Genomic DNA, 25,325 nt, shown 5'->3' with positions numbered 1-25,325 from the left:
GGCGAATGTTGAGACATGACCAGCATCGACGTCCAAGAGCTCACCAAGGAGTACGGAACCACCCGCGCCGTGGACCGCCTGACGTTCAGCGTGCGGCCCGGCCGGGTCACCGGCTTCCTCGGCCCCAACGGCGCGGGCAAGTCCACGACCATGCGCCTCGTGCTCGGCCTGGACCGGCCGACCTCCGGCACCGCCACGGTCGGTGGCCGCCCGTACGCGGAATTCGACGAACCGCTGCACCACGTCGGGGCGCTCCTCGACGCCCAGGCCGCTCACGGCTCGCGCACCGCGCGGAACCATCTGCGCGCCCTCGCGGCCGGCAACCGCATACCGGTGCGCCGTGTCGACGAGGTGCTGGAAGAGGCGGGAATCGCCAGTGTGGCGGACCGACGCGTCAAGACCTTCTCCCTCGGCATGCGCCAGCGGCTCGGCATCGCCGCGGCCCTGCTCGGCGACCCCGCGGTGCTGATCCTCGACGAGCCCTCCAACGGACTCGACCCGGAAGGGATCATCTGGATACGGGAGTTGATGCGCGGGCTCGCGCGGCAGGGCCGGGCCGTCCTGGTCTCCAGTCATCTGATGAACGAGACCGCCTCGTTCGCCGACCACCTCGTCGTCCTCGGCCGGGGACGATTGCTGGCCGACACCGCCATGCAGGACTTCATCGACTCGCGCATCCAGCCGCGGGTGCGTCTGCGGACCACCGAAGGCGGCCGTCTGCGCACGGTCCTCACCTCCCGGGGCTTCGCACCCGTCCAGGGTGAGGACGGCCGCTGGACAGTCGAGGGCGCACGGGTCGAGGACGTGGGACCGATCGCCGCGGCGGAAGGCATCCCGATCCTCGAACTGGCGACAGAGGAAGCCACGCTGGAGCAGGCCTACCTCGACCTGACAGCCGGCGAGGCGGAGTTCGCGTCCGCCATGTCCGGAAATCCCCACCGCGACCAGGAGGTATGAGCCATGTCGTTCCCCGCGGTTCTCCACGCCGAGTGGATCAAGGTCCGCTCGCTGCGCTCTCTCGTCGGGTCGCTGATATCCGTGTTCCTGGCCACAGCCGGACTGACCGTCCTCATGTGCGCCACGCTGGGTCGCCCGGAGCCCGACAGCACCGACTTCGACCCCGTCCTCTTCTCCTACTACGGCCTGAACTTCGGGCAGATGGCGGCGCTCACCTTCGGGGCGACAGCCATGGCCGCGGAGTACAAGAACGGAGGAATACGGATCTCGCTCGGCGCCGTGCCCGACCGGGGGCTGTTCTACAGGGCGAAACTGGCCGTGATCGGCGGGCTGGTCCTCGCCGTGGGCCTCGTCACCAGCCTGACGTCTTTCCTGTCCGGCCAGGCGCTCATGGACAAGGGGTTCGGCATAGGCATCGGTGATCCCGGGGCCCTGCGCGCGGTGATCGGATGCGCCCTTTACCTGTCCCTGCTCAGCCTGCTGGCCGCGGGCCTCGCGGCCCTGCTGCGCAGCGTCACCGGGGCCATGAGTGTGCTGGTGCCGCTGTTCCTGATCGTGCCCTTCGTGGTCGGGGACGTGTCGGAGGGTGGCGGCGCCCAGGACTTCCTGCCGGACCGGGCCGGACGGCAGATCCTTCTTCTCCACTCGGAGGGGCCGTTGGGGGCCTGGAGCGGCATGGCGGTTCTCGCCGCGTGGAGCGCCCTGGCCGTGGCGGCGGGCTGGTGGACGCTGCGGCGGCGGGACGCCTGACGGACGAATTGTCAGTGGCTGCGGGTTTACTGACTGCATGACCACCGCACGGCATCTCGAAGTCATCGACCTGCTGCGCGTCCGCGACTTCCCCGCGGAGCGCGGCAGGTCGGGAGCGATCACCAGCGGCCCCGGCTACCACCTGGTGGAGCTCAGCACCAGCGAGGACTTCTGGGATGACGACGGCAGCAGACGCGTCGAAGTGGAGGAGCAGTACGAGGCCGAGTGCGAGGCACTGGCCGGGCTGTTGAGCCGGCGGTGGGGTGCGGCGCAGATGATCAGTCTCTGGAGCGTGTTGACCCGGGGCATGGAAGGAGAGGAGATAGCCGCGCCGTGGGACGAGTTGAGCAACAGCGTTCCCTACCTCCACATCTGGCAGGCGGACGGCCGCTGGGTCGCCGTCGGCGTCTCGCAGTGGGACACGGAACTGGAGTTCCAGCTGCTGGCGGTGGTGACGGAGGTCGATCCGCCGTAGGGCGTGCGGGGTGACCTGCCGTACGGGGGAGAGGCACGGCCGCGGGGTGAGGTCCGGCGGTTCGGTGGTCCGCCGTGGCGTAACGTCCTGATGCGTCGCCGTCTCCTGCCGGCGGGTGAGGAGATCGTGATGACGTACGCAGTGGCGGACCTGGGCGGCGGTACGACGGAAGTGTCCGTCGTGGCGGACGGTCTGGTGCAGATGACCGGCTTCGCCGGCGGTGGTGAGGCGTCAGTGGCCGAGTTCACCCCCGCGCAGGCCCGGGAGCTGGCGGCGGCGCTGGTGCGGGCGGCGGACGAGGCGGAGAATGTGGCCCCGAGCGAGCCCGTGTCGGTCAAGGCGCAGGACCTGCGCCGGGGTGACGTACGGGACGGCGACCGGTCGATGACCGTCGACCGGGTGAAGGTCGAGAGGGCGATCTCGACGGCACATGTCACCTGGAAGTCGGACGCGGGCCGCACCTGGACACAGAGCTATGCGATGGACACGGACATCCGTCTGCGGAGGCGGGGGCCGGAAGCAGCCAGGTGAGGAGAAGTGGGCAGGGGGTTGGGAGCTCAGCAGTGCTGGTGGCCGCGGCGCTGGGGGCGCGGCGCACCCGCTGGGCCGGGGGCGAGATGGCCGCCGCCAGCCGCCAGCCGTCTGCCGCTGGCCCCGTCAGCCTCCCCCGCTAGCCGTCTGTCGGGTTTGGTTGCGCTTGCGCCGCCGTTCGTAGGCGGGCGAACTCCTCGGCCATCGTCTCCGCCGTCCAATGGGCGTTCAGACCACTGGGGTTGGGCAGGACCCAGACGCGGGTGTCGCCGATGGTGCGGGTCTGGGGGCCTATGCGGGCCTTGCGGTCGTCGAAGGCGGTGCGGTAGGCGGTGACGCCGACCACGGCGAGGTAGCGCGGGCGGAGCCGTTCGACCTTGGCGGTGAGGATACGGGCGCCCTCGCGGTACTCCTCGGCGCTCAGCTCGTCGGCCCGGGCGCTCGCCCGGGCGACGACGTTCGTGATGCCGAGGCCGTAGGTGAGCAGTTCGTTCTGCTCGGAGGGCTTCAGTCGGCGCGGGGTGAAGCCCGAAAGGTGCAGGACCGGCCAGAAGCGGTTGCCCGGACGGGCGAAGTGGTGGCCGGTGGCGGCGGACATCAGACCGGGGTTGATGCCGCAGAAGAGCACGGACAGACCGCCCGCGACCACGTCGGGAATGACGTTGTCGCGAGCGGCCTGGAGTTCCTCGGGAGTCATCGTGTGGTCCCGTCCGTGACGTCGTCGGCCCGGGGCCGGGTCAGAGGATCGAACCCGGAGTGTACGCGGCGGCGGTCGGGTGCTGCTTGACGATCTCCTCGATACGGGAGACCAGAGCGGCGACCTGGTCACCGGCGGCGCCGGTGAAGGACAGCTTGTCGGCCATCAGGGCGTCGAGCTGGGCACGGTCGAGCGGCATACGGTCGTCGGCGGCCAGCTTGTCGAGGAGTTCGTTTCGCTCGGCGCCCTGCTCGCGCATGGCGAGCGCGGAGGCGACGGCGTGCTCCTTGATGACCTCGTGCGCGGCCTCGCGGCCGACCCCGGCGCGTACCGCCGCCATCAGCACCTTCGTGGTGGCGAGGAAGGGAAGGTAGCGGTCCAGCTCGCGGGCCACGACGGCGGGGAAGGCGCCGAACTCGTCGAGCACGGTGAGGAAGGTCTCGAGCAGACCGTCGAAGGCGAAGAACGCGTCGGGCAGCGCGACCCGGCGGACGACCGAGCAGGAGACGTCGCCCTCGTTCCACTGGTCGCCGGCGAGCTCGCCGGTCATCGAGGCGTAGCCGCGCAGGATGACCATCAGGCCATTGACGCGCTCGCAGGAGCGGGTGTTCATCTTGTGCGGCATCGCGGACGAGCCGACCTGGCCCGGCTTGAAGCCCTCGGTGACCAGCTCGTGTCCGGCCATCAGACGGATCGTCTTGGCGACCGAGGAGGGTGCGGCGGCGAGCTGTACCAGGGCGGTGACGACGTCGTAGTCGAGGGAGCGGGGGTAGACCTGCCCGACGGAGGTGAAGGCGTGGGCGAAGCCGAGGTGACCGGCGATGCGCTGTTCGAGCTCGGCGAGCTTGGAGGCGTCGCCGCCGAGCAGGTCGAGCATGTCCTGGGCGGTGCCGACGGGGCCCTTGATACCGCGCAGCGGGTAGCGGGCGAGCAGCTCCTCCAGGCGGCCGTAGGCGACGAGGAGCTCGTCGGCGGCGGTGGCGAAGCGCTTGCCCAGGGTGGTGGCCTGCGCGGCGACGTTGTGCGAGCGGCCCGCCATGACCAGCTCCGCGTACTCACCGGAGAGCTTGCCGAGCCGGGCGAGGACGGCCACGGTCCGGTCGCGCATCAGCTCCAGGGAGAGCCGGATCTGGAGCTGCTCGACGTTCTCCGTCAGGTCGCGGGAGGTCATCCCCTTGTGGACCTGCTCGTGCCCGGCGAGGGCGTTGAACTCCTCGATCCGCGCCTTCACGTCGTGGCGGGTGACCTTCTCGCGCTCGGCGATCGAGGCGAGGTCGACCTGATCGAGTACGCGCTCGTAGTCGGCGAGGGCGGCGTCCGGCACCTCGATCCCGAGGTCCTTCTGCGCGCGCAGCACGGCGAGCCAGAGCTGACGCTCCAGCTTCACCTTCTGCTCGGGGGACCAGAGGACGGCCAGCTCCGTGGAGGCGTAGCGGCCGGCCAGGACATTGGGGATGCGAGGCTTCGCAGACACAGCAGTCACGTGTCCAGATTCTACTGGCGATTTCTGCAGGCCAGCGCCCCGGTCCGGTTTGTGGCTTGCTACGAGAGCGCGGTCACGTCGCCGGACGTCGTCCCCGGTCCGTCCGCCACGGGCGGAGTGAGGTCGTACGGCAGCAGCTCCGGGCGCTTCGCGAGGCGGCCGTCGCCCGAGGACCTGCCGGTGAGGCGGCGGCCGATCCACGGGGCGAGGTGCTGCCGGGCGAACCGCGCGTCGGCCACCCGGCGCGACGCCCAGCGCGGGCGCGGCCCGTTCGACAGCGGGGCGAGCCAGTCGTCCTCGGGGGGAAGGCCGAGCTTCTGCCAGACCGCCTCGGCCACCCGGCGGTGGCCCTCGCCGGTCAGATGGAGCCGGTCGACGTCCCACAGCCGCGGGTCGCCGAGCACGGCCGCGCCGTACAGGTCGACGACGAGGGCGTTGTGCTTGGCGGCGAGGTCTTCGATGTGGGAGAAGAGCTCTTCCATACGGGGGCGGAAGCGTTCCATGACCGGGCCGTTGCGGCCGGGACTGCGCATCAGGACGAGCTGCCCGCAGGACGGCGCCAGCGTCTCGACGGCCTCGGTGAGGAGCCCGCGCACCCGGCCCATGTCGCACTTGGGGCGCAGTGTGTCGTTCAGGCCGCCCACCAGGGTCACCACGTCCGCCCGCATCGCGGCGGCGGGCTGGACCTGCTCGTCGACGATCTGGCCGATGAGCTTGCCGCGTATGGCGAGATTGGCGTAGCGGAAGCCGGGCGTCCGGGCGGCGAGCCGGGCCGCGAGCAGGTCCGCCCAGCCGCGGTAGGAACCGTCGGGCAGGAGGTCGGACATGCCCTCGGTGAAGGAGTCACCGAGCGCGACAAAGCTGGTGTAGCTGGCATTCATCTCCATGGCGGAGCGATCGTACCGCGCGGTAGTGTCACGCGGTCCGGGTGGAAAGGGCGAGGGGGAAACGTATGGGCGGGGCGCCGGAACAGGGGTGGGCGGAAGCCGTGGCGGGGGTTTCGGCGGGGGCTTGGGTGCCGGGTTCGGCGGGGCTGGTCGTCGCGGGGGACGCCGGTGACGACGACGTCTTGTCCGACGGTTTGCCGGCCGCGGCAGCGTACTGACCCGCGTCGGTGCCCGCCCCAGGGTCGGCGCCGGGGCACGTAGCCGATCGCCCGGGCCTCGGCGTCCATGGCCGGCACCTGGCACCCGACGCCCCCACCCGGCACCTGGCACCCCCACCCGGCACCCGGCGTCCGGCACCCGGCGCCCCCCCACCCGGCACCTGGTTATCGCCGCGGCTGTTGTGGCGCCTGGCTCTTGGCCGCCGAGCGCAGCCCGGCCCATGTTTTCCGGGCCGGTGCGGCGCCGCGCGTGCGCCCGGGGCGTGGACTCGGCAGGTCCGGGTCGCGCGGGCCCTGTCGGCGCGGGGCGTTCCGCGGTATGCCGGGAACACTCATCTGCCCCCGTGGCCCCGCGCCCCCGTGCCTCAATTCTGTTTCAGTTCGGACCACTTGACCCCGCAGACTACGACGCGGGTCACGACACAGTTCACACCACAGACCAACACGCGACCACGCGACCACGCGATCACGCACGAGAAAGCGAGCGTTCCATGTTCACCAAAGCCTTCTGGAAGGCGACTGCCGAGCGGGCTATCCGTACGTTCGCGCAGTCGCTCGCGGCGGTCCTGACGGCCGGGGCGACCAATCTGTTCGACGTGGACTGGAAGGCGGCGCTCGCCACCGCGGGGCTGGCCACGGTGGCGTCCGTGCTGATGGCCATCGGCTCGTCCGGTCTGGGGCGGCCGGGCCCGGGCCTCACCGAGACCACGGAGCCGGACGCCCCCGCCAAGCCGGTGGCCGCGGCGCCGGGGACCGAAGCCGCCCCCAAGCCCGCTGTGTGAGCGGCCCCGGGGGACACGGCCCCGGGGGACACCACTCGGCTAGGCCGTGTCCGGTGTGCCGACCAGCTCGCGCAGGACGTCCTCCATGGCCAGCAGCCCCGCCGGCCGTCCGTCGTCGTCGAGCACCGCCGCGAGGTGCGTACGGCTGCGGCGCATGGCGGTCAGTGCGTCGTCGAGCGGTGTCGAGGTCCGTACCCGGGCGATCGGCCACAGCGCCGTCACCGGGAACGGGACATCGCGCGGCATGGCGTCGAGCGCGTCCTTGACGTGCAGATAGCCGAGGATGCGGTTGCCGGTGTCCACGACCGGGAAGCGGGAGAAGCCCGAGAGCGCGGCGAGCCGCTCCAGCTGCTCGGGGGTCGTGCCCACCGGGGTGTGCACCACCTTCTCCAGCGGCACGACCACGTCCTGGACGGGGCGCCGCCCCAGCTCAAGGGCGTCGTGCAGCCGCTCGGCGGCCCGGTCGTCGAGCAGCCCGGCGTCGCCCGCGTCCCGGACCATCCGGGCCAGCTCGTCGTCGGAGAACGTCGCCGCGACCTCGTTCTTCGTCTCCACCCGCAACAGCTTCAGCAGCGTGTTGGCGAAGGCGTTGATGGCGAAGATCACCGGGCGCAGCGCACGGGCGAGCGTCACCAGGGGCGGCCCGAGCAGCAGCGCGATCCTGGCAGGTTCGGCCAGCGCGATGTTCTTCGGCACCATCTCGCCGAGCAGCATGTGGAGATAGGTGGCGAGGGCCAGGGCGATGAAGAAGGAGACCGGACGCGCCGCGGCCTCCGCCACCCCGATCAGGTGGAACACCGGCTCCAGCAGATGCTCGATGGCGGGCTCGGCGACCACACCGAGCACCAGGGTGCACAGCGTGATGCCCAACTGCGCCGCCGCCATCAGCGCGGAGACGTGTTCCAGCCCCCAGATCACGCTGCGCGCACGGCGGTTGCCCTGCTCGGCGAGCGGTTCGATCTGGCTGCGGCGCACCGAGATCAGCGCGAACTCGGCGCCGACGAAGAAGGCGTTGACGACCAGCGTCGCCAGACCGATCAGCAACTGGACGGCGGTCATCGGCCGGCCCCCTCGTCGTGGGAATCCCGCAGGTCGCGGGCGGTGGCGCCGTCGCGGTCGGCGGAAGCCCGGCGGGCCTCACGCCGTTCGGCCCGGCCCCGTCGCGTACCGCCGTGCTCACGGTGCCCGGCGCCCCGGTGCTCCCGGCGGCGGCGGTGTCCGGACCCCGCGTCGTCGCCCTCCGCGTCCGCGTCCCCGTCGCCGGGCAGCGGGGCGTGCAGCAGGACGCGGGCGGCGCGGCGGCCGGACGCGTCGACCACGTCGAGCCGCCAGCCGCCCAGCTCCAGGGTGTCGCCTAGGGCCGGGATACGGCCGAGACCGGTGGCGACCAGGCCCGCCAGCGTCTCGTACGGGCCCTCCGGCACACGCAGGCCGATGACCTCCAGCTGGTCGGTGCGGGCGGCGCCGTCGGCCGAGTAGAGGATGCGTCCGTCGGCGTCCTCACCGGCCCGGGCCAGGTCGGACGTCTCGTGCGGGTCGTGCTCGTCGCGTACTTCGCCGACGACCTCCTCGACGATGTCCTCCATGGTGACGACGCCGGCCGTACCGCCGTACTCGTCGATGACGACGGCCATGGTCCGCCGCCCGTACAGCTGGTCGAGGAGCCGGTCCACGGTCAGTGTCGCGGGTACGAGCAGCGGCTCGCGCAGCAGCTCGGTGACCGGGTGGCGCAGCCGCTGCTCGGTGGGGATGGCGAGGACGTCCTTGATGTGGGCGATGCCGACGATGGTGTCGAGGCTGCCCCGGTAGACGGGGAAGCGCGACAGGCCGGTCGCGCGCGTGGCGTTGGCGACGTCCTCCGCGGTGGCGTGCACCTCCAGGGCGGTGACCTGTACGCGGGGCGTCATCACGTTCTCGGCGTCGAGTTCGGCGAGGCTGAGCGTACGGACGAAGAGCTCGGCGGTGTCCGCTTCGAGGGCGCCCTGCTTGGCGGAGTGGCGGGCCAGCGCGACCAGCTCCTGCGGGCTGCGGGCGGAGGCCAGCTCCTCGGCGGGCTCCATGCCGAGGCGGCGCACCAGGCGGTTGGCGGTGTTGTTGAGGTGGCTGATGAAGGGGCGGAAGGCGGCGCTGAAGACGCGCTGCGGCGTGGCCACGACCTTGGCCACCGCCAGCGGCGAGGAGATCGCCCAGTTCTTGGGGACGAGCTCGCCGACGACCATCAGGAAGACCGTCGACAGGGCGGTGCCGAGGACCAGCGCGACCGAGCGGGCCATGGAGCCCGACAGGCCGAGCGAGCCGAGGGGTCCGCTGATCAGCTTGGCGATGGAGGGCTCGGCGAGCATGCCGATCACCAGGTTGGTGACGGTGATGCCGAGCTGCGCGCCGGAGAGCTGGAAGGTGAGGCTGCGCACGGCCTTGAGGGCGCCGCTCGCGCCGCGCTCGCCGTTCTCGACGGCCCGCTCCAGCTCGCCGCGCTCCACGGTGGTGAGGGAGAATTCGGCCGCCACGAAGGCCCCGCAGGCCAGCGACAGCAGCACGGCCACCACGAGCAGAAGCACTTCGGTCATCGGTTCACCTCCGTCCCATGATCGGGCAGGGTCAGGAGGATCGCGCGATGTCGTGTACCGGTACGGGGACGGGTACTGGGAGGCTCGCCCATGGGCGGACGCTCACACCTTTCAGTCGGGGGTTGGTGACCCCCATGGTAAAGCATTGGCAAAGTGGTGGTGTGGGGTGGCTGAGGGGCCGGGCAGTCTGGAGAGGCCCCGGGGTCAACAGGGTGCCCCCGCCGCGGGGGCCCACACCGGCCGTCGCCCGCTCTTCCGGCCGTCGCCCGGTCTACCGGCCGTCCGCCGGTCCGTCGTGCCCCGGCGACGCCGTGTCCGTGCCGACGCCACCCGAGAAGAGCCGCAGCCGGTCCAGTACCGCTTCGGCCGTCGGGGCCGGCATCTCGTCCACGATCCGCCCGTCGGCCAGGAAGAGCACCAGGTCGGCGCGGCTCGCCGCGACCGGGTCGTGGGTGACCATGACGACCGTCTGCCCCAGCCCGTCCACGGCCTCCCTCAGGAAGGTGAGCACCTCGGCGCCGGCGCGTGAGTCGAGGTTGCCGGTGGGCTCGTCCGCGAAGATCAGCTCCGGGCGGGAGGCCAGTGCCCGCGCGCAGGCCACCCGCTGCTGCTGGCCGCCGGAGAGCTGGGCGGGCCGGTGCCGCAGCCGGTCGCGCAGCCCGAGCGTGTCGATGACCCGGTCCAGCCACTCCTGGTCCGGTTTGCGCCCGGCGATGTCCATGGGCAGCGTGATGTTCTCGGCGGCGGTCAGCGTCGGCAGCAGGTTGAACGACTGGAACATGAAGCCGACACGGTCCCGGCGCAGCCGGGTCAGCTCCCGCTCCCGGAGCCCGGTGATCTCGGTGTCGCCCAGCCACACCTGCCCCGCCGAGACGGTGTCGAGCCCGGCCAGACAGTGCATCAGCGTGGACTTGCCCGAGCCCGAGGGGCCCATGACCGCGGTGAACCGGCCACGCGCGATGTCCACGTCGACCGAGTCCAGCGCCAGGACGGCCGTCTCGCCCGTGCCGTACGCCTTGGTCAGCGCCCGGGCCCGCGCGGCGGCCCCTTCCGTCGCCGCTGCAGCTGTGGACAAGGCCGCCTCCCGGGTCGTTGCGTCGTGGCTGGACCGACTCCGTTACGGCATACGAGAGTAGGGGCGCGGACCGGCTCCGGGCCATCCGGCGGCAGCAGGAGTTCCGGGCCGCCGGGGCGGCGCCGGGCGGGGTCAGCCGAGATCGGGGCGCCGGGCCGCGCCCAGGACGCACGGTGAGGCCGGGTGGCTCGGACCGTTCTCGGGCAGCCGCAGCCGGCGGACCCCGGTCAGCTCGAAACCGGCCGCCTCGATCGCCGCGACCGGGTCGCGCGAGGTGTGGCACCCGCCGAACAGCAGCGGCCACAGGGTCCGGTCCGCCACCCGCTGGACGGCCGGGAGCACGCCGCTCTCGGCCCGGACGTGCTCGAAGAAGCGCAGCTCGCCGCCGGGGCGCAGGACCCGGCGGATCTCGGCCAGCGAGCGCGGCACATCCCGTACGGAACACAGGACGAGCGAGACGACGGCCGCGTCGAACGCCTCGCTCTTGACCGGCAGCGCCTCGGCTGCCCCGGGCACCACGTCGACCGGCACGTCCGCGCGCAGCGCCGCCCGGACGGCCGGTGCCCGCAGCCCGCGCTCGGGTTCGATGGCGACCACCTCGGAGACGGTGCCCGGGTAGTGCGGGAAGTTGAGGCCGTTGCCCGCGCCGATCTCGATCACCCGGCCGGAGAGCCCGGCCAGCAGTTCACGGCGGTGGGCGGCCAGACCCGCTCTTCGGTCGGCGCCTTCGCTGAACCGGCCGTAGAAGCGGGCGAACAGGGGATGGTGCACGGCGTCCGGAGCGATCTTGGCGGGCTGCTCCATGGGGACCCTCCAACCACGGGCGGAGAACGGGCGGGGCGGACACCGGGATTGTCCCCGCTCCGGCCCCGCGTCACCCGCCCCCGGCCCTGCCGCACCCCGGCCCGCGGCACGTCACCCGCTCACGAAGCAGAACTCGTTCCCCTCCGGGTCGCGCATCGCCTGGAACGAGCCCTGGGCGTCCGTGACGGTGCCGCCCACCGGCCGCGCGCCCAGGCGCACCGCGGCGGCCCGGGCGCGGGCGACGTCCTCCACCGCGAGGTCGAAGTGGAGCCGGTTCTTGCCCGCCTTCGCCTCCGGCACCCGCTGGAAGGCGAGCCGCGCGGTGCCCGGCGCGTCGAGGTACGTCCAGCCCGCGTCGCGGACCACCGGGTTGCCGCCGAGCAGCGCCGCCCAGAACCGGGCCAGGCGGTCCGGCGCGGCGCAGTCGACGACGGTCTGGCGCAGCCGTGCCCGTAAGACCGCCATCACAGCCTCCAGTGACCGCCGAGCTCCGGGCCGAGCCAACTCGGCGCCGCGGCCCGGAAGTCCGCGGCCGGGAGCCGTCCGGCGCCTTCCGGTACCAGCCCGATCAGCGGCGAGCCCGAGGACTCCGGCAGGTCCGCCAGGTTGCAGCGGGAGGCAAGGTCCGGTTCGGCGGGCCAGCTGCCCACGACCAGGCCCGCGCAGGCGAGGCCCCGGGCCCGCAGCGCCTCGCCGGTCAGCGCCGCCATGTTCAGCGTGCCGAGACCGGCGGGGGTGACGACCAGGACGGGCGCGGCGAGCAGCCGGGCCGCGTCCGCGAGGGTGCCGCCCTCGTCGTCGAGGCGGACCAGGAGCCCGCCCGCGCCCTCCACCAGGACCAGATCGTGCTCGGTGGCCAGCTTCTCGGCCGCCTCGGCGACCTCCTCGGGCCGTACGGCACGCATCCCCGCCCGCCGGGCCGCCGTGTTGGGGGCCAACGGGTCGGGGAAGCGGGCGAGTTCGGCGCCGGTGATGTCGTCGCCCGCCAGGCGCCGCACCTCCGCCACGTCCCCGTGCTCGCCGGGCGCGACCCCGGTCTGGGCGGGCTTGAGGACGGCGACCGAGCGCCCGGCGGCGCGGGCCACCGCGGCGACGGCGGCGGTGACGACCGTCTTGCCGATCTCCGTGCCCGTACCGCTCACTACCAGTACCGTCATCTCAGCCCTCCCGAGCCGCAGCGCCCACGGCACGGCAGATGCGCGCCAGGTCCTCGTCACCGATCACATAGGGCGGCATCGTGTAGACGAGGTCGCGGAACGGGCGCAGCCACACGCCCTCGCGGACCGCCGCCCGGGTCGCCGCCGCGACGTCCACCTCGTGGTCGAGCTGGACGACGCCGATGGCGCCGAGGACGCGGACGTCCTTGACGCCGGGCGCGTCCGCGAAGGCGCCCAGCCCCTCGCGCATCCCCGTCTCCAGGCGCTTGATCTCCGCCTGCCAGTCCTGGGCGAGCAGCAGGTCGATCGAGGCGCAGGCGATGGACGCGGCCAGCGGGTTGCCCATGTAGGTGGGCCCGTGCGCCAGGACCGGGACCTCGCCCGAGGAGATGCCCTCGGCGATCCGTGTGGTGCACAGCGTCGCGGCCATCGAGAGGTAACCGCCGGTCATCGCCTTGCCCACGCACAGCACATCGGGCGCGACGGCGGCGTGCTCGGAGGCGAAGAGCGTGCCGGTACGGCCGAAGCCGGTGGCGATCTCGTCGAACACCAGCAGCACGTCGTGCTCGTCGCACAGCTCGCGCAGCACCCGCAGATAGCCGGGGGAGTGGAACCGCATCCCGCCCGCGTTCTGCACCACCGGCTCCACGATCACCGCCGCCACCTCGTCGGCGTGGCGCGCGACGGTCTCGCGCAGATGGCGTACGTAGGCCTCGTCCGGCTCCGCGTCGTACCCGGTGGGGGGCGCGTCCGCGAAGACCTGCTCCGGCAGGCGGCCGGACCACAGGGAGTGCATACCGCCGTCCGGGTCGCACACCGACATCGGCTGCCAGGTGTCGCCGTGGTAGCCGCCGCGCCAGGTCAGCAGGCGCTGCTTGCGCGGGCGCCCGGCCGACTTCCAGTACTGCAGGCACATCTTGATGGCGACCTCGACCGAGACCGAGCCCGAGTCGCTGAGGAAGACGTGCTGGAGCGGCTCGGGGGTGATCTCCACGAGCTTGACGCTGAGCCGCACGGCGGGCTCGTGGGTGAGCCCGCCGAACATCACATGGCTCATCCGGTCCAGCTGCGCGTGCGCGGCGGCGTTCAGGGCCGGGTGGTTGTAGCCGTGCAGCGCCGACCACCAGGAGGCCATGCCGTCGACGAGCTCGCGCTGTCCCTCGCTCTCCTCGGCCAGGCGCAGCCGGACCCCGGCCGCGGACTCCACGACCAGCGGCTCCTGGCGGCCCGGCATGGGGCCGTAGGGGTGCCAGACGTGCCGGCGGTCCAGCGCCCGCAGCTCGGCGACGCCGTAGAGCGGATCAGGCATTGGGGGCGAGGTCCGTTCCGGCACCCCGGCGGCGCACCGCCACCAGGTCCGTACGCGCCTCGGGGACCTCCGCCGCGGCCGGGGCGCTCCCGCCGCAGGGGCCGCAGCCGGCACCCTCGTGCGAACCGCAGCCGCCGCCCTCGTGCGAACCGCAGCCGCTCGCCGCGTGCGAGCCGCAGCCCGCGGCGGCGATCGCGTCGGCGCGGTGCTCGGGCAGGGTGGTGGTGCCCGCGCCCTCCACCTCGAAGCCGGCGTCCGCGATCATCTCCAGGTCGGCCCTGCCCTCCTGGCCCTCACTGGTGAGGTAGTCGCCGAGGAAGATCGAGTTGACCAGGTGCAGGGCGAGGGGCTGCATCGTGCGCAGATGCACCTCACGGCCGCCGGCGAGGCGCACCTCGACGTCCGGGCAGACGAACCGGACCATCGCCAGGATGCGCAGACAGCGCTGCGGGGTGAGGTTCCACTCCTTGCCGAGCGGGGTGCCCTCGAACGGGATGAGGAAGTTGACCGGCACCGAGTCCGGGTCGAGCTCGCGCAGCGCGAAGACCACGTCGACCAGGTCCTCGTCGCTCTCGCCCATGCCCGCGATCAGACCGGAGCAGGCGGAGAGCCCGGCGCCGTGCGCCTTCTGCACGGTGTCGACGCGGTCGGCGTAGGTGTGGGTGGTCGTGATGTCCCCGTACGTCCCCTCGGACGTGTTGAGGTTGTGGTTGTACGCGTCGGCGCCCGCCGCACGCAGCCGCTCGGCCTGGCCGTCGGAGAGCAGACCGAGGCAGGCGCACACCTCGACGCCCTCGTTCTGCTCCTTGATCGCCTCGATGGTCTGCGAGACGCGGTCCACGTCGCGGTCGGTCGGGCCGCGCCCGCTGGCCACCAGGCAGACGCGCTTGGCGCCGCCCGCGACACCGGCGGCGGCGGCCCTGGACGCCTCGTCCGGCTTCAGCCAGGTGTACTTGAGGATCTCGGCCTTCGAGCCCAGCCGCTGCGAGCAGTACGAGCAGTCCTCCGGGCACAGCCCGGACTTCAGGTTCACCAGGTAGTTCAGCTTCACCCGGCGCCCGAACCACTGCCGGCGCACCTTTCCGGCGGCGGCCACCACGTCGAGCAGTTCCTCGTCGGAGGTCGCCAGTACGGCGAGCGCCTCTTCACGGCTCGGCAGCTCGCGCCGCAGCCCCTTGTCCACCAGCGTGTTCAGCAGGTCCATGGCGCCGATCCTTGCCCAAGACCCCGCTTCCAGCCAAGGAGGGATCGTACAACTGCGCTCCCTGAAGGTGTGTGTATCGCCACACCCTGACCCCGTCCGCGGCGGAATAAGGTCTGTGCGCTGCCTACAAAAGGGATCTCCACCATGCCCCGAGCGCCATTCGACTGGATCGACGGAGCGACCGAGCGGCGCGAGCGCGCCGGTCTCGTACGGGTGCTGCGGTCGCGCGCCGCCGACCAGGACCTCCTGGACCTGGCGAGCAACGACTACCTGGGGCTCACCCGGCATCCGGCGGTCACCCGGGGCGCCGCCGACGCCGCGCTGCGCTGGGGCGCCGGCGCCACCGGCTCGCGGCTGGTCACCGGCACCACCGCGCTCCACACCGAGCTGGAGGAGGCGCTCGCCCGGTTCTGCGGCTTCGAGGCGGCACTCGTCTTCTCCTCCGGGTACGCGGCCAACCTCGCCGCGCTGACCGCGCTCGGCGAGCGGGACACGCTGATCGTCTCCGACGCGGGCAACCACGCCTCGATCGTCGACGGCTGCCGGCTGGCACGGGCCGGCACCGAGGTGGTCCCGCACGCCGACCCCGAGGCCGTGCGCAAGGCCCTGGACGCCCACGGCGGGCCCGCGCTGGTGGTGAGCGACTCGGTCTTCTCGGTGGACGGCGACGCCGCCCCGCTGCCCGGGCTCGCCGCCGCCTGCCGGGAGTCCGGTGCGGCCCTGGTGGTGGACGACGCCCATGGCCTCGGGGTGCTCGGCGAGGGCGGGCGGGGCGCGCTGCACGCCGCCGGGCTCGCGGGCGCCGAGGACGTGGTGGCCACCCTCACCCTGTCGAAGTCGCTGGGCAGCCAGGGCGGCGCGGTCCTGGGCCCGGCCCGGGTCATCCGGCACCTGGTCAACGCCGCCCGAACGTTCATCTTCGACACCGGGCTCGCGCCCGCGGCGGTGGGGGGCGCGCTGGCGGCGCTGCGTCTCCTGGAGGCCGAGCCCGAGCGGGCCGGCCGGGCCCGTGCCGTGGCGGCCGAGCTGTACGAGCGGCTGACGGCCGCGGGTCTTCGGGCGGCGCGCCCGGACGCGGCCGTGGTGTCGGTGCGGGCGCCCTCGCCGGAGCGGGCGGTGGCCTGGGCGGCCGACTGCCGGGGCGCGGGTCTGGCGGTGGGGTGCTTCCGGCCGCCGTCGGTGCCGGACGGCATCTCCCGGCTGCGGCTCACCGCCCGGGCCGATCTGACGGAGCAGCAGGTCCAGTGGGCGGTGGACACGATCCTGCGGACCGCGCCCACCGCCTAGTCCCCCGTTCGCACACTCAACTCCCGCAGTGGGGCGCCTCGTCGGGGTCGACGGGCAGACCGGCGACGAAGCCGCGCCAGGCCCGCGCTCCGAAGAGCAGCGCGGGTCCGGCGATTCGCTTGGAATCGCGGACGGCGAGCAGTCCGGCGTCGAGGAATGCGGCCTCGACGCAATTGTTCATTCCTGTACTACGGCTGCTGCGCCGCCATTTCGCACCGTTCAGAGAAGTGCTGGAAGGTACATGCGTGGGGGGTACGGGCACCATGCCTCCCTTACACGCCGTCAGCCATCACGGCGATGAGATTCATTGATTCCTCGAACGAGAGGGCCTGCGCCTCGACCGTGTGGAACGCGGCGCTGTACGCCTCAAGGTCTTCTCTCCGTTCGAGATAGAGGCTACTCGTCAAGTGGTCGATAACGACAACGTCCAGATCGGAAATGTGCGGAAAGGAGAAGATAATGAAAGAACCGGAGAGCCCGATATGGCCACCGCTACTGAAAGGCAGCACCCGCAACCGGACCTGCGGCAGCCGGGCCGCCTCCAGGAGATGGCGCAGCTGCCGCCGCATCGCCGCCGCGCCGCCCACCTCGCGGTGGAGCGCCGCCTCGTCCACCACCGCGCTCAGCTCCAGCGGCGGATCCGCCCGCAGCACCTCCTGGCGTGCCAGGCGTACCTCCACCAGGGAGTCCACCCGCGCCGCGTCCAGCTCGCCGAGGGCCGCCCGGGTCACCGCGCGGGCGTACTCCGGTGTCTGGAGCAGTCCCGGCACCACCGACAACTCCAGGGTGCGCGCGGCCGACGCCTGTGACTCCAGACTGATGAAGTCCCGGTACTGCGGCGGCAGCAGCCCCCGGTAGGCCTGCCACCACTGGTCGCCGCCCCCGTCCCCCGCGCCCGCCAGCGCCTCCAGCAGCGCCCGCAGCCCCGGGTCGTCCACCCCGTACACCTCAAGCAGGCGGGCCACGTCGGCGGCCCGCACCCCGCTGCGGCCGGTCTCGATCCGGCTCACCTTCGACTGGTGCCAGCCCAGTTGCCCGGCGACCCCACCGCTCGTGAGGCCGGCCGCGGAGCGCAGCCGGCGCAGTTCCTCGCCGAGTTTGCGACGGCGTACCGCGGGCCCGTGCCACATGTCGGCCTCCTTCCACCCGGCCGGGATGCGGGTGATGGGCAAGTGTGGCGCCCAAATACAGGTGTTCGTCGCAGAGTTCACCGCTTTGAGCGACAGATATATGCACATCCCGGTGGATCGGGGCATCCCGCGGCACGATGAGTGGCACTCTGGCGCGAAGCACAAGTCCGGACCGGCCTCGTGTTTGTCCGCTCGCCGCGAGTCCAGCAGGCCGGTCCGGATGGGAAAGGGACAGCGTCGCCATGGCAGATCACCAAGAATCAACCCTCACTCTGCCGAGCGATCCCGCCTCGGTCTCCGCCGCCCGCAGGCACGTCGCCGGCGTACTCACCGAGTGGGGTCTCCCGTCGGACGCCGACACCGCCGACACGATCCGGCTGATCGTCTCCGAGCTGGCGACCAACGCCGTGCAGCACACCCTCGGCCAGTCGCCCACCTTCACCGTGGACCTGCGCCTGGAGCGTGAGGAGCAGCTCCACATCGGGGTGACCGACAGTCACCCCCGCTGGCCGAAACGGCTTCCGGCGGCCGTCCAGCAGGACAACGGGCGGGGCATGGTGATCATCCGCTGGCTCGCCGCCGAGTGCGGGGGGCGTCTGTCGGTCATCCCGACACCCGAGGGCGGGAAGACCGTCTGGATCGCGCTGCCGTGGACGGAGCCGGTCCAGAGCTGAGCCGGAGCGCCCGTCGGACGCCCCCGTGGGGCCCGTGGGCCGCTCGGCGCGGGTGGTGCCCACCCGCACCGCGCCGACCGGCCCCGGTGTCGCGTACGTCAGCTCACGCGCCCGTACCAGACGCTCTTCGACCAGATCTTCTCCAGCCGGACCACGGCCCCGGTCTTGGGGGAGTGCCATATCTTTCCGTCCCCCGCGTAGATCCCCACGTGGTAGACGTTCGAGCCCGAGTGGAAGAACACCAGGTCCCCGCGTTGGCGGGCGGACGAGGAGATGTGCCTGGTGCTGTTGTACTGCTGCTGGGAGGTACGGGGCAGCTTCTTGCCGGCCTGCTTGAACGAGTAGACCGTGAGCCCGGAGCAGTCGAAGCGGTGGGGGCCGCTGGCCCCGTACTTGTACGGTGCGCCCTTCTTCGAGGCGGCGACGTTGAGCGCCTTCGTGCCGGATGTGGCGGCACTCGCCTCGCTGCCGGCGCCCGGCGCCAGCATCGTGCCGCCGACGGCGGCGAGAGTGAGGGCGGAGACAGCCCCGACTCGGGTCAGCAGGGACGGAACGTGATTCAGCGCAGACATGCGCGACCCTTCGTCAAACCGCCTGCGAAGGATGACCTGTCGGGTTCGGACTGGCGAAGATGCCCGGCCGCTCACGCGGCTTAACCCCAGGAGCCTCCGGTTGCCCGGCGGCCCCGCACTGCTTGGGTCCTCCACTCCTGCCGTTCCGTGCGTTCGACCAGTCGTCCGGGTGCGGCGGCAGGACTCGGCGTCCGCCCGGACCGCCCCGCCGCGGCGGCGGGGGCTTGTCGTCGGTAGGGATCTTGACCCACCAAGTGTCGGATTTCCGAGCCGAAACGGCGTTTTGTGAGGCTCCTCACGACTGACCCGTTCGGGTGGACATCGATGTTTCAAGGCTCCTGACGGGGTGTCCGACCTGCGCCGTACCGGCGACGGAACGATTCATTCCGTTCGGTGTCTGCGCAGACGGAGCAATATCGCCGGTACGCCGTTCGGACCATCGGATGGTGCGAACGGGGGACGCCGACTCGTACCGGCGCCGGGGTGCACGGACACCTGCGGTCAACTCGCGGATGACGGCGGCGGCACCGTGACCCGGCCCGCGCGGCGCTCCCCGTCGAGCACCCGCAGCGCCCGCGCCAGCGTCTCGGAGTGCAACTCCGTCTCGCCGCGCCGGTGCATGACCGCCAGCGCGTCGCGCAGCGCCACCGCCCGCCCGACGAGGGCCTGCGCGGAGCGCAGCGCGCCGTAGGTGTCACGGTGCCGGGTGGGATTGATCCGGCCCAGCCTGTCGAGCGCGCCGAGGTAGGCGTCGATGAACTCGGCCTCGGCGCGTGTCAGCGCGGGCAGCGGCGGGAGTTCGGGCAGCACGGCGGCTACCTCCCCTGCGGGGCGGCCGAGTTGTGGCGGCCGGTGACGATGTGGTCGACCAGTCCGTACTCGGCCGCCGCGGTGGCGTCGAGGATGGTGTCCCGTTCGAGGTCGGCGTCCACCCGCTCGACGGACTTCCCCGTGTGCCGGGCCAGCAGTCCGGCCAACAGCGCGCGCCCGCGCTGCAGTTCGGCGGCGTGGATCTCCAGGTCGGACGGCCGGCCCTGGATCGGCTCGGCGACCGAGGGCTGGTGGATCAGGATCCGCGCGCCGGGCAGCGTCAGCCGCTTGCCGGGGGCGCCGGCGGCGAGCAGCACGGCCGCGGCGGAGGCGGCCTGGCCCAGGCACACGGTCTCCACGTCGCAGGTGATGAACCGCATCGTGTCGTAGATCGCCGTCATCGCGGTGAGCGAGCCGCCGGGGGAGTTGATGTACAGCGAGATGTCGCGGTCGGGGTCGGCGTACTCCAACTGCATGAGCTGGGCCATCACATCGTTGGCCGCGGCGTCGTCGACGGCGGTGCCGAGGAGGACGATCCGCTCCTCCAGGAGCTTGGAGTACGGATCGAGGGTGCGGATCCCGGTCGAGGTGCGCTCGGAGAACTCGGGCAGGACGTAGCGGGCGGACGGGCCGTGCATGACGTACCTCTTCTCTGGCATGGCTCTCGGGCCGTCGTCTGTAAAAAATGTACAGGACGTACAGGCCGTTATGATGGGGAGCATGGCCTATGAGATTCCGGTGACGCAAGCCCGAGCTGAGCTCGCCGAGCTGATCAACCGCGTGGTGTACGGCGGGGAGCGCGTCGTCGTGACCCGGCACGGCAAGCCCCTCGTCGCCCTGGTGTCCGCCGCTGACCTGGAACGACTCGAAGGCGCGGCGGAGCCGGCCGAGGAGCAGGTGATCCGGTCCGTGTCGTCGGTGCGCCAGGTCCCGTCCGCTCCCGGCGAACGGCGCCGGTTCGGCATCGCCGCCGAGCACCGGCAGCCGCCCGCGGGTGACTGAGGGACTCCGCATCGGGCCGGTCCGGATGGATGCATTGGCCATGGATATGCAAAGCGTGAGTTAACGAGCCGGAAAAACTTCCGCCGTAACGTGCAATGCCTCGCTGTGGAGCAGGGAACCCCAGGTCAACAGAGTGTTGAACTTGGATAGGGTCCCGCAGCGTCGAGAACGGGATTCCCCCGTTCCGGGCACGACTGTGAGGTGGGAAGCGTGCAACTGACGCCGCACGAGCAGGAGAGACTGCTCATCCATGTGGCCGCGGACGTCGCGGAGAAGCGCCGCGCCCGGGGGGTGCGGCTCAACCACCCCGAGGCCGTCGCCCTCATCACCTCGCACATCCTCGAAGGCGCCCGCGACGGCCGGACGGTGGCCGAACTCATGGTCTCCGGGCGCGAGGTGCTCTCCCGCGACGAGGTCATGCCGGGCATCCCGGAGATGATCCACGACGTACAGGTCGAGGCGACCTTCCCGGACGGCACCAAGCTCGTCACCGTCCACGAGCCCATCGTCTGACGGGGGAGCGCCGCATGATCCCCGGAGAGATCCTGTTCGCGGACGGACCCGTACGCATCAACGAGGGCCGCGAGATCACCACGATGACCGTCCTCAACGCCGCCGACCGGCCCGTCCAGGTCGGCTCGCACTACCACTTCGCCGAGGCCAACCCCGGCCTGGACTTCGACCGCGTCGCCGCCCGCGGGCTGCGGCTGAACATCGCCGCGGGCACCGCCGTGCGCTTCGAACCCGGCATCCCCGTCGATGTCGAACTCGTCCCCCTCACCGGACGCCGGGTCGTCCCCGGGCTGCGCGGCGCGATCGGAGGCCCCCTCGATGGCTGAGCTCCACCGTGCCGTCCACGCCGACCTGTTCGGCCCCACCACCGGCGACCGCATCCGGCTCGCCGACACCGAGCTGCTGATCGAGATCGAGGAGGACCGCGCCGGCGGCCCCGGACGCGCGGGCGACGAGGCCGTCTTCGGCGGTGGCAAGGTGATCCGCGAGTCCATGGGCCAGGCCCGCACCACCCGCGCCGAGGGCGCGCCCGACACCGTGATCACCGGTGTCGTCGTCCTCGACCACTGGGGGATCGTCAAGGGCGACCTCGGCATCAGGGACGGCCGGATCACCGCGCTCGGCAAGGCGGGCAACCCCGACACCATGGACGGCGTCCACCCGGACCTCGTCATCGGTCCCGAGACCGAGATCATCGCGGGCAACGGGAAGATCCTCACGGCGGGCGCGGTGGACACCCATGTCCACTTCATCTCGCCCACCCTGATCGACCAGGCGCTCTCCTCGGGCATCACCACCCTCGTCGGCGGCGGCACCGGCCCGGCCGAGGGCACCAAGGCCACCACCGTCACCCCCGGCCCCTGGCATCTGGCCCGGATGTTCGCGGCCCTGGAGAACGCGCCCGTCAACATCGGCCTGCTCGGCAAGGGCAACACGATGTCGCGCGAGGCCATGCACTCCCAGCTGCGCGGCGGCGCCCTCGGATTCAAGATCCACGAGGACTGGGGGGCGACCCCGGCCGTCATCGACGCCTGTCTGTCCGTCTGCGACGAGACCGGCGCCCAACTCGCCATCCACACCGACACGTTGAACGAGGCCGGCTTCGTCGGCGACACCCTCGCCGCCATCGCGGGCCGCTCGATCCACGCCTACCACACCGAGGGCGCGGGCGGCGGACACGCCCCCGACATCATCACCGTGGTCTCCGAGCCGTATGTCCTGCCGAGCTCCACCAACCCGACCCGGCCGCACACCGTCAACACCATCGAGGAACACCTCGACATGCTGATGGTCTGCCACCACCTGAACCCGGCGGTGCCGGAGGACCTGGCGTTCGCCGAGTCGCGCATCCGGCCCTCGACCATCGCGGCCGAGGACATCCTGCACGATCTGGGCGCCATCTCCATCCTCTCCTCGGACTCCCAGGCGATGGGCCGCATCGGCGAGGTCATCCTGCGTACGTGGCAGACCGCGCACGTCATGAAGGCGCGCCGGGGAGCGCTCCCGGGCGACGGGCGCGCCGACAACCACCGGGCGCGCCGCTATGTCGCCAAGTACACGATCAACCCGGCGGTCGCGCAGGGTCTGGACGACGAGATCGGCTCGGTCGAGCCGGGCAAGCTCGCGGACCTGGTGCTGTGGGAGCCCGCGTTCTTCGGGGTCAAGCCGCAGCTGGTCATCAAGGGCGGCCAGATCGCGTACGCGCAGATGGGCGATGCCAACGCGTCCATCCCCACCCCCCAGCCGGTCCTGCCCCGACCGATGTTCGGCGCGTACGGGAAGGCTCCCGCGGCCAACTCGCTCACCTTCGTGGCGCAGGCGGCCCTCGACGACGGGCTGCCCGAACGGCTGGGCCTGGACAAGAGGTTCACCGCCATCAAGAGCACCCGCCGGGTGGGCAAGGCGGACATGCGCGAGAACGACGCGCTGCCGGACGTCCGGGTCGACCCGGACACCTTCACGGTGACCATCGACGGCGACACGGTCGAGCCGGCGCCCGCCGCCGAACTGCCCATGGCGCAGCGGTACTTCCTGTTCTGACGCCCGCCCCGACATCCGCCCCCGTACCCGTCCCGATGTCCGTCCGGACACCCGTCCCGACGCCTGTTCCGAAAGCGGCCGACACGTGACTCGCGCAGCCCTGCTCGTCCTCGCCGACGGCCGGTTCCCGGCCGGCGGCCACGCCCACTCGGGAGGCGCCGAACCCGCTGTGCGGGCGGGGCGTGTCCGGGACGCGGACGATCTGGCGGAGTTCTGCCGGGGGCGGCTGCACACGACCGGGCTGGTCTCCGCCTCGCTCGCCGCGGCAGCCGCCCTCGGCGTCGATCCGCTCGCCCTCGACGAGGCCGCCGACGCCCGCACCCCCTCTCCCGCGCTCCGGGCCACCGCGCGCCGGCTCGGCCGGCAGATGATGCGGGCGGCCCGGGCCACCTGGCCCGGCGAGGAGCTCGCCGCGCTCGCCGCGGCCCGGCCGCGCGGGGCCCATCAGCCGGTCGTGCTCGGGCTGGCGGCGCGGGCGGCGGGGCTGGGCGCCGAGGACGCGGCGCACTGTGTGGCCTACGAGTGCGTCAGCGGCCCCGCCACCGCGGTGGTGCGGTTGCTGAGCCTCGATCCGTTCGACGCCACGGGGGTGCTCGCCCGGCTGGCGCCCGAGCTGGACGCCGTGGCGGCGCGGGCCGCGCGATGGGCGGCCTCGGCCGCCGAGGAGGGGGTGGATGTGCTGCCCGCGGCCTCGGCGCCGCTGCTCGACGTCATGGCCGAGGCGCACGCGGCCTGGCCGGTGCGGCTGTTCGCGTCGTAGTCCGTTTCCCGCCCGCCCTCCGTACCTGTTCCCACCCCGTCCCGAATCCCGGGGCCTCGCCCCCGTACCCGCCCTTCACGAGCTCGTCCGCGACCGCCGGACGGCCGCCAACCGGAGCCGCCCCATGCATCTCGACCACTCCCACGACGGCCCCGCCGCGCTCAGCGCCGACGCCCGCCGGCCCGACGGGACTCGGCGCGCGCTGCGCGTCGGGCTCGGCGGGCCCGTCGGGTCCGGGAAGACCGCGACCGTCGCCGCGCTCTGCCGGTCCCTGCGGGACCGCTTCTCGCTGGCCGTCGTCACCAACGACATCTACACCCGCGAGGACGCCGAGTTCCTGCTGCGCAACGCCGTGCTGCCGCCCGAGCGGATCCAGGCGGTGGAGACCGGCGCCTGCCCGCACACCGCCATCCGCGACGACATCTCCGCCAACCTCGAAGCCGTGGAGGACCTGGAGGAGGCGGTCGGGCCGCTCGACCTGATCCTGGTCGAGTCCGGTGGCGACAACCTCACCGCCACCTTCTCCAAGGGCCTGGTGGACGCCCAGATCTTCGTCATCGACGTGGCGGGCGGCGACGACATCCCCCGCAAGGGCGGCCCCGGGGTCACCACGGCCGACCTGCTCGTCGTCAACAAGACCGACCTCGCCCCGTACGTCGGCTCGGACCTGGAGCGGATGGCCCGCGACGCCGAGCGGCAGCGGGCCGGACTGCCGGTCGTCTTCCAGTCGTTGCGGTCCGAGGACGGCGTGGACGCGGTCGCCGCCTGGGTACGGGACCAGCTCGCGGCGTGGCAGGGATGACCACCGGCGCCGGAGTGCGCGCCACCGCGCGGATCGTCGCCACCCCCGAGGGCCTGCCCGTGCTGGCGGGGGAGGGACCGCTGGCGCTGCGCCGCACCCGCGCCACCGGCGGATGCCACCGGGTCACCGTCGTCGGAGCGATGAGCGCCCCGCTCGGCGGTGACCGCCTCGCCGTGGAGGCCGAGGTGCGGGACGGGGCCCGGCTCACCGTGGACTCGGCCGCCGCCACCATCGCCCTGCCCGGCCGCACCGGGGAGGCCGCGCGCTACGACGTGCGGCTGACCGTGGGCCCCGGCGGCGGCGAACTGCACTGGCTGCCCGAGCAGTTGATCTCGGCGGGCGGCAGCGATCTGCGGATGCGCACCCGGGTCGAGCTCGCGCCCGACGCGCGGCTCGTCCTGCGCGAGGAGCAGATCCTCGGGCGCCACGGCGAGGACCCCGGCACGCTCGCCACCCGGCTCACCGTGCACCGCGCGGGCCGCCCGCTGCTGGACCAGGAGCTGTCGTACGGGCCGGGCGCGCCCGGTGGCTGGAATGGATCGGCGGTCCTGGGCGGGCACCGGGCGGTGGGGCAACTCCTGGTCGTCGACCCGCGGCTGGCCGAAAACCCCGTCGAGGCGCGGGTGCTCGGGGCGGGCGCGGTGCTGACTCCGCTGGCCGGGCCCGCCTTCCTGGTGACGGCCGTGGCGCCGGACGCCCGGCTGCTGCGGCGCGTACTCGACGAAGTCCGCACCGCTCAGCGGGACTCGGCTCCCCGCCTATCGGTTCGGTAAAGAAACACCAGTACGACCTGTTCTCGACAGGCACCAAGGCGCGAGGATCCCCCGAGACCATGGAAC

The 25,325-nt window shown here is 72.5% G+C and carries 30 protein-coding genes; 14 read left to right on the top strand and 16 right to left on the bottom strand.

Features of this window, described 5'->3' with window-relative positions:
* Positions 1 to 15: 15 nt before the first annotated feature.
* From ACZ5ID_RS03565 to ACZ5ID_RS03550, 4 genes are all read left to right on the top strand, one after another.
* A complete protein-coding gene (locus ACZ5ID_RS03565) occupies positions 16 to 957 on the top strand; it encodes an ABC transporter ATP-binding protein (RefSeq protein WP_468892990.1) in 942 nt (313 codons plus the stop codon).
* A gap of 3 nt (positions 958 to 960) precedes the next feature.
* Positions 961 to 1,707 (top strand): ABC transporter permease, encoded by a 747-nt coding sequence (locus ACZ5ID_RS03560; protein ID WP_468892988.1) that lies wholly within the window; start codon positions 961 to 963, stop codon positions 1,705 to 1,707.
* 37 nt (positions 1,708 to 1,744) lie between these two features.
* A complete protein-coding gene (locus ACZ5ID_RS03555; protein ID WP_468892987.1) occupies positions 1,745 to 2,182 on the top strand; it encodes a hypothetical protein in 438 nt (145 codons plus the stop codon).
* Positions 2,183 to 2,311: 129 nt separating this feature from the next.
* Complete coding sequence (locus ACZ5ID_RS03550) at positions 2,312 to 2,713, top strand: hypothetical protein (protein ID WP_468892985.1); 402 nt, start codon at positions 2,312 to 2,314, stop codon at positions 2,711 to 2,713.
* 139 nt (positions 2,714 to 2,852) lie between these two features.
* Here the strand turns inward: ACZ5ID_RS03550 and mug are convergent, their stop codons facing one another.
* From mug to ACZ5ID_RS03535, 3 genes are read right to left on the bottom strand one after another with little or no spacing between them, the layout of a single operon-like run.
* Complete coding sequence (gene mug, locus ACZ5ID_RS03545; protein ID WP_468892983.1) at positions 2,853 to 3,410, bottom strand: G/U mismatch-specific DNA glycosylase; 558 nt, start codon at positions 3,408 to 3,410, stop codon at positions 2,853 to 2,855.
* Positions 3,411 to 3,450: 40 nt separating this feature from the next.
* Positions 3,451 to 4,893 carry an adenylosuccinate lyase gene (gene purB / locus ACZ5ID_RS03540; protein WP_468892982.1) on the bottom strand — a complete coding sequence of 481 codons (1,443 nt, stop codon included), beginning with the start codon at positions 4,891 to 4,893 and terminating at the stop codon, positions 3,451 to 3,453.
* A gap of 59 nt (positions 4,894 to 4,952) precedes the next feature.
* Complete coding sequence (locus tag ACZ5ID_RS03535; RefSeq protein WP_468892981.1) at positions 4,953 to 5,780, bottom strand: SGNH/GDSL hydrolase family protein; 828 nt, start codon at positions 5,778 to 5,780, stop codon at positions 4,953 to 4,955.
* Between the two features lie 709 nt (positions 5,781 to 6,489).
* Here ACZ5ID_RS03535 and ACZ5ID_RS03530 point away from each other — a divergent pair.
* Positions 6,490 to 6,780 (top strand): holin, encoded by a 291-nt coding sequence (locus ACZ5ID_RS03530; RefSeq protein ID WP_468892979.1) that lies wholly within the window; start codon positions 6,490 to 6,492, stop codon positions 6,778 to 6,780.
* 39 nt (positions 6,781 to 6,819) lie between these two features.
* Here ACZ5ID_RS03530 and ACZ5ID_RS03525 read toward each other — a convergent pair whose 3' ends face one another.
* The 8 genes from ACZ5ID_RS03525 to bioB all read right to left on the bottom strand — a co-directional run bounded on the left by ACZ5ID_RS03525 (position 6,820) and on the right by bioB (position 14,896).
* Positions 6,820 to 7,839, bottom strand: a complete 1,020-nt coding sequence (locus ACZ5ID_RS03525) for a hemolysin family protein (RefSeq protein ID WP_468892978.1) — start codon at positions 7,837 to 7,839, stop codon at positions 6,820 to 6,822.
* A complete protein-coding gene (locus ACZ5ID_RS03520; protein WP_468892977.1) occupies positions 7,836 to 9,347 on the bottom strand; it encodes a hemolysin family protein in 1,512 nt (503 codons plus the stop codon). Before ACZ5ID_RS03520 ends, ACZ5ID_RS03525 begins: the two co-directional genes overlap by 4 nt.
* Before the next feature lie 271 nt (positions 9,348 to 9,618).
* Entirely contained in the window at positions 9,619 to 10,422 is an 804-nt protein-coding gene (locus ACZ5ID_RS03515) for an ABC transporter ATP-binding protein (protein WP_468892975.1), read from the bottom strand.
* Between the two features lie 132 nt (positions 10,423 to 10,554).
* Entirely contained in the window at positions 10,555 to 11,226 is a 672-nt protein-coding gene (locus tag ACZ5ID_RS03510) for a class I SAM-dependent methyltransferase (protein ID WP_468892973.1), read from the bottom strand.
* Positions 11,227 to 11,337: 111 nt separating this feature from the next.
* Positions 11,338 to 11,691, bottom strand: coding sequence for a VOC family protein (locus ACZ5ID_RS03505; protein ID WP_468892971.1), 354 nt, complete (start codon positions 11,689 to 11,691; stop codon positions 11,338 to 11,340).
* Complete coding sequence (gene bioD / locus ACZ5ID_RS03500; protein WP_468892970.1) at positions 11,691 to 12,383, bottom strand: dethiobiotin synthase; 693 nt, start codon at positions 12,381 to 12,383, stop codon at positions 11,691 to 11,693. Before bioD ends, ACZ5ID_RS03505 begins: the two co-directional genes overlap by 1 nt.
* 1 nt (position 12,384) lies before the next feature.
* Positions 12,385 to 13,692, bottom strand: coding sequence for an adenosylmethionine--8-amino-7-oxononanoate transaminase (locus ACZ5ID_RS03495; RefSeq protein ID WP_468892968.1), 1,308 nt, complete (start codon positions 13,690 to 13,692; stop codon positions 12,385 to 12,387).
* A complete protein-coding gene (gene bioB, locus ACZ5ID_RS03490; RefSeq protein WP_406553815.1) occupies positions 13,685 to 14,896 on the bottom strand; it encodes a biotin synthase BioB in 1,212 nt (403 codons plus the stop codon). The genes ACZ5ID_RS03495 and bioB overlap by 8 nt, the downstream gene beginning before the upstream one ends.
* Before the next feature lie 144 nt (positions 14,897 to 15,040).
* On the opposite strand from bioB, the gene ACZ5ID_RS03485 reads away from it, so the two are divergent.
* Positions 15,041 to 16,183, top strand: a complete 1,143-nt coding sequence (locus tag ACZ5ID_RS03485) for an 8-amino-7-oxononanoate synthase (protein ID WP_468892966.1) — start codon at positions 15,041 to 15,043, stop codon at positions 16,181 to 16,183.
* A 16-nt stretch (positions 16,184 to 16,199) separates the two neighbouring features.
* Here ACZ5ID_RS03485 and ACZ5ID_RS03480 read toward each other — a convergent pair whose 3' ends face one another.
* Positions 16,200 to 16,448, bottom strand: a complete 249-nt coding sequence (locus ACZ5ID_RS03480; RefSeq protein ID WP_468892964.1) for a DUF397 domain-containing protein — start codon at positions 16,446 to 16,448, stop codon at positions 16,200 to 16,202.
* 7 nt (positions 16,449 to 16,455) lie between these two features.
* On the bottom strand, positions 16,456 to 17,313 hold the full coding sequence (locus ACZ5ID_RS03475; RefSeq protein ID WP_468892962.1) for a helix-turn-helix domain-containing protein: 858 nt from the start codon (positions 17,311 to 17,313) through the stop codon (positions 16,456 to 16,458).
* A 242-nt stretch (positions 17,314 to 17,555) separates the two neighbouring features.
* Between ACZ5ID_RS03475 and ACZ5ID_RS03470 the strand changes: the two genes are divergently transcribed.
* Entirely contained in the window at positions 17,556 to 17,987 is a 432-nt protein-coding gene (locus ACZ5ID_RS03470; protein WP_468892960.1) for an ATP-binding protein, read from the top strand.
* A gap of 98 nt (positions 17,988 to 18,085) precedes the next feature.
* On the opposite strand, the gene ACZ5ID_RS03465 is transcribed toward ACZ5ID_RS03470, so the two are convergent.
* From ACZ5ID_RS03465 to ACZ5ID_RS03455, 3 genes are all read right to left on the bottom strand, one after another.
* Positions 18,086 to 18,559 (bottom strand): C40 family peptidase, encoded by a 474-nt coding sequence (locus ACZ5ID_RS03465; RefSeq protein WP_406553810.1) that lies wholly within the window; start codon positions 18,557 to 18,559, stop codon positions 18,086 to 18,088.
* Between the two features lie 501 nt (positions 18,560 to 19,060).
* The gene (locus tag ACZ5ID_RS03460; RefSeq protein WP_468892959.1) at positions 19,061 to 19,369 is read right to left on the bottom strand and encodes a hypothetical protein; all 309 of its coding nucleotides are present in this window, start codon (positions 19,367 to 19,369) and stop codon (positions 19,061 to 19,063) included.
* 5 nt (positions 19,370 to 19,374) lie between these two features.
* Entirely contained in the window at positions 19,375 to 20,007 is a 633-nt protein-coding gene (locus tag ACZ5ID_RS03455; RefSeq protein WP_468892958.1) for an ATP-dependent Clp protease proteolytic subunit, read from the bottom strand.
* 82 nt (positions 20,008 to 20,089) lie between these two features.
* Between ACZ5ID_RS03455 and ACZ5ID_RS03450 the strand changes: the two genes are divergently transcribed.
* The 7 genes from ACZ5ID_RS03450 to ACZ5ID_RS03420 all read left to right on the top strand — a co-directional run bounded on the left by ACZ5ID_RS03450 (position 20,090) and on the right by ACZ5ID_RS03420 (position 25,259).
* Positions 20,090 to 20,371, top strand: a complete 282-nt coding sequence (locus ACZ5ID_RS03450; RefSeq protein ID WP_468892957.1) for a type II toxin-antitoxin system Phd/YefM family antitoxin — start codon at positions 20,090 to 20,092, stop codon at positions 20,369 to 20,371.
* A 210-nt stretch (positions 20,372 to 20,581) separates the two neighbouring features.
* Positions 20,582 to 20,884, top strand: coding sequence for an urease subunit gamma (locus ACZ5ID_RS03445; protein ID WP_406553806.1), 303 nt, complete (start codon positions 20,582 to 20,584; stop codon positions 20,882 to 20,884).
* A 14-nt stretch (positions 20,885 to 20,898) separates the two neighbouring features.
* Positions 20,899 to 21,210, top strand: a complete 312-nt coding sequence (locus ACZ5ID_RS03440) for an urease subunit beta (RefSeq protein WP_468892956.1) — start codon at positions 20,899 to 20,901, stop codon at positions 21,208 to 21,210.
* The gene (locus ACZ5ID_RS03435) at positions 21,203 to 22,924 is read left to right on the top strand and encodes an urease subunit alpha (RefSeq protein ID WP_468892953.1); all 1,722 of its coding nucleotides are present in this window, start codon (positions 21,203 to 21,205) and stop codon (positions 22,922 to 22,924) included. Before ACZ5ID_RS03440 ends, ACZ5ID_RS03435 begins: the two co-directional genes overlap by 8 nt.
* 85 nt (positions 22,925 to 23,009) lie before the next feature.
* Positions 23,010 to 23,684, top strand: coding sequence for an urease accessory protein UreF (locus tag ACZ5ID_RS03430; RefSeq protein ID WP_468892951.1), 675 nt, complete (start codon positions 23,010 to 23,012; stop codon positions 23,682 to 23,684).
* A 124-nt stretch (positions 23,685 to 23,808) separates the two neighbouring features.
* The gene (ureG, locus tag ACZ5ID_RS03425; protein ID WP_468892950.1) at positions 23,809 to 24,486 is read left to right on the top strand and encodes an urease accessory protein UreG; all 678 of its coding nucleotides are present in this window, start codon (positions 23,809 to 23,811) and stop codon (positions 24,484 to 24,486) included.
* Positions 24,483 to 25,259, top strand: a complete 777-nt coding sequence (locus ACZ5ID_RS03420; RefSeq protein WP_468893176.1) for an urease accessory protein UreD — start codon at positions 24,483 to 24,485, stop codon at positions 25,257 to 25,259. Before ureG ends, ACZ5ID_RS03420 begins: the two co-directional genes overlap by 4 nt.
* Positions 25,260 to 25,325: the final 66 nt, after the last annotated feature.

Source organism: Streptomyces sp. NPDC031670 (assembly GCF_055580545.1).
The sequence above is the reverse complement of the archived record's forward strand: the minus strand, read 5'-3'. Positions and strand labels throughout refer to the sequence as shown.

Excerpts from the sequence above, each read along its gene's own strand:
- ACZ5ID_RS03565 (WP_468892990.1), top strand. The coding sequence starts at position 16 with ATGACCAGCATCGACGTCCAAGAGCTCACCAAGGAGTACGGAACCACC.
- ACZ5ID_RS03560 (WP_468892988.1), top strand. The coding sequence starts at position 961 with ATGTCGTTCCCCGCGGTTCTCCACGCCGAGTGGATCAAGGTCCGCTCG.
- ACZ5ID_RS03555 (WP_468892987.1), top strand. The coding sequence starts at position 1,745 with ATGACCACCGCACGGCATCTCGAAGTCATCGACCTGCTGCGCGTCCGC.
- ACZ5ID_RS03550 (WP_468892985.1), top strand. The coding sequence starts at position 2,312 with ATGACGTACGCAGTGGCGGACCTGGGCGGCGGTACGACGGAAGTGTCC.
- mug (WP_468892983.1), bottom strand. The coding sequence starts at position 3,410 with ATGACTCCCGAGGAACTCCAGGCCGCTCGCGACAACGTCATTCCCGAC.
- ACZ5ID_RS03535 (WP_468892981.1), bottom strand. The coding sequence starts at position 5,780 with ATGGAGATGAATGCCAGCTACACCAGCTTTGTCGCGCTCGGTGACTCC.
- ACZ5ID_RS03530 (WP_468892979.1), top strand. The coding sequence starts at position 6,490 with ATGTTCACCAAAGCCTTCTGGAAGGCGACTGCCGAGCGGGCTATCCGT.
- ACZ5ID_RS03525 (WP_468892978.1), bottom strand. The coding sequence starts at position 7,839 with ATGACCGCCGTCCAGTTGCTGATCGGTCTGGCGACGCTGGTCGTCAAC.
- ACZ5ID_RS03520 (WP_468892977.1), bottom strand. The coding sequence starts at position 9,347 with ATGACCGAAGTGCTTCTGCTCGTGGTGGCCGTGCTGCTGTCGCTGGCC.
- ACZ5ID_RS03510 (WP_468892973.1), bottom strand. The coding sequence starts at position 11,226 with ATGGAGCAGCCCGCCAAGATCGCTCCGGACGCCGTGCACCATCCCCTG.
- ACZ5ID_RS03505 (WP_468892971.1), bottom strand. The coding sequence starts at position 11,691 with ATGGCGGTCTTACGGGCACGGCTGCGCCAGACCGTCGTCGACTGCGCC.
- bioD (WP_468892970.1), bottom strand. The coding sequence starts at position 12,383 with ATGACGGTACTGGTAGTGAGCGGTACGGGCACGGAGATCGGCAAGACG.
- ACZ5ID_RS03495 (WP_468892968.1), bottom strand. The coding sequence starts at position 13,692 with ATGCCTGATCCGCTCTACGGCGTCGCCGAGCTGCGGGCGCTGGACCGC.
- bioB (WP_406553815.1), bottom strand. The coding sequence starts at position 14,896 with ATGGACCTGCTGAACACGCTGGTGGACAAGGGGCTGCGGCGCGAGCTG.
- ACZ5ID_RS03485 (WP_468892966.1), top strand. The coding sequence starts at position 15,041 with ATGCCCCGAGCGCCATTCGACTGGATCGACGGAGCGACCGAGCGGCGC.
- ACZ5ID_RS03480 (WP_468892964.1), bottom strand. The coding sequence starts at position 16,448 with ATGGTGCCCGTACCCCCCACGCATGTACCTTCCAGCACTTCTCTGAAC.
- ACZ5ID_RS03475 (WP_468892962.1), bottom strand. The coding sequence starts at position 17,313 with ATGTGGCACGGGCCCGCGGTACGCCGTCGCAAACTCGGCGAGGAACTG.
- ACZ5ID_RS03470 (WP_468892960.1), top strand. The coding sequence starts at position 17,556 with ATGGCAGATCACCAAGAATCAACCCTCACTCTGCCGAGCGATCCCGCC.
- ACZ5ID_RS03465 (WP_406553810.1), bottom strand. The coding sequence starts at position 18,559 with ATGTCTGCGCTGAATCACGTTCCGTCCCTGCTGACCCGAGTCGGGGCT.
- ACZ5ID_RS03455 (WP_468892958.1), bottom strand. The coding sequence starts at position 20,007 with ATGCACGGCCCGTCCGCCCGCTACGTCCTGCCCGAGTTCTCCGAGCGC.
- ACZ5ID_RS03450 (WP_468892957.1), top strand. The coding sequence starts at position 20,090 with ATGGCCTATGAGATTCCGGTGACGCAAGCCCGAGCTGAGCTCGCCGAG.
- ACZ5ID_RS03440 (WP_468892956.1), top strand. The coding sequence starts at position 20,899 with ATGATCCCCGGAGAGATCCTGTTCGCGGACGGACCCGTACGCATCAAC.
- ACZ5ID_RS03435 (WP_468892953.1), top strand. The coding sequence starts at position 21,203 with ATGGCTGAGCTCCACCGTGCCGTCCACGCCGACCTGTTCGGCCCCACC.
- ureG (WP_468892950.1), top strand. The coding sequence starts at position 23,809 with ATGCATCTCGACCACTCCCACGACGGCCCCGCCGCGCTCAGCGCCGAC.
- ACZ5ID_RS03420 (WP_468893176.1), top strand. The coding sequence starts at position 24,483 with ATGACCACCGGCGCCGGAGTGCGCGCCACCGCGCGGATCGTCGCCACC.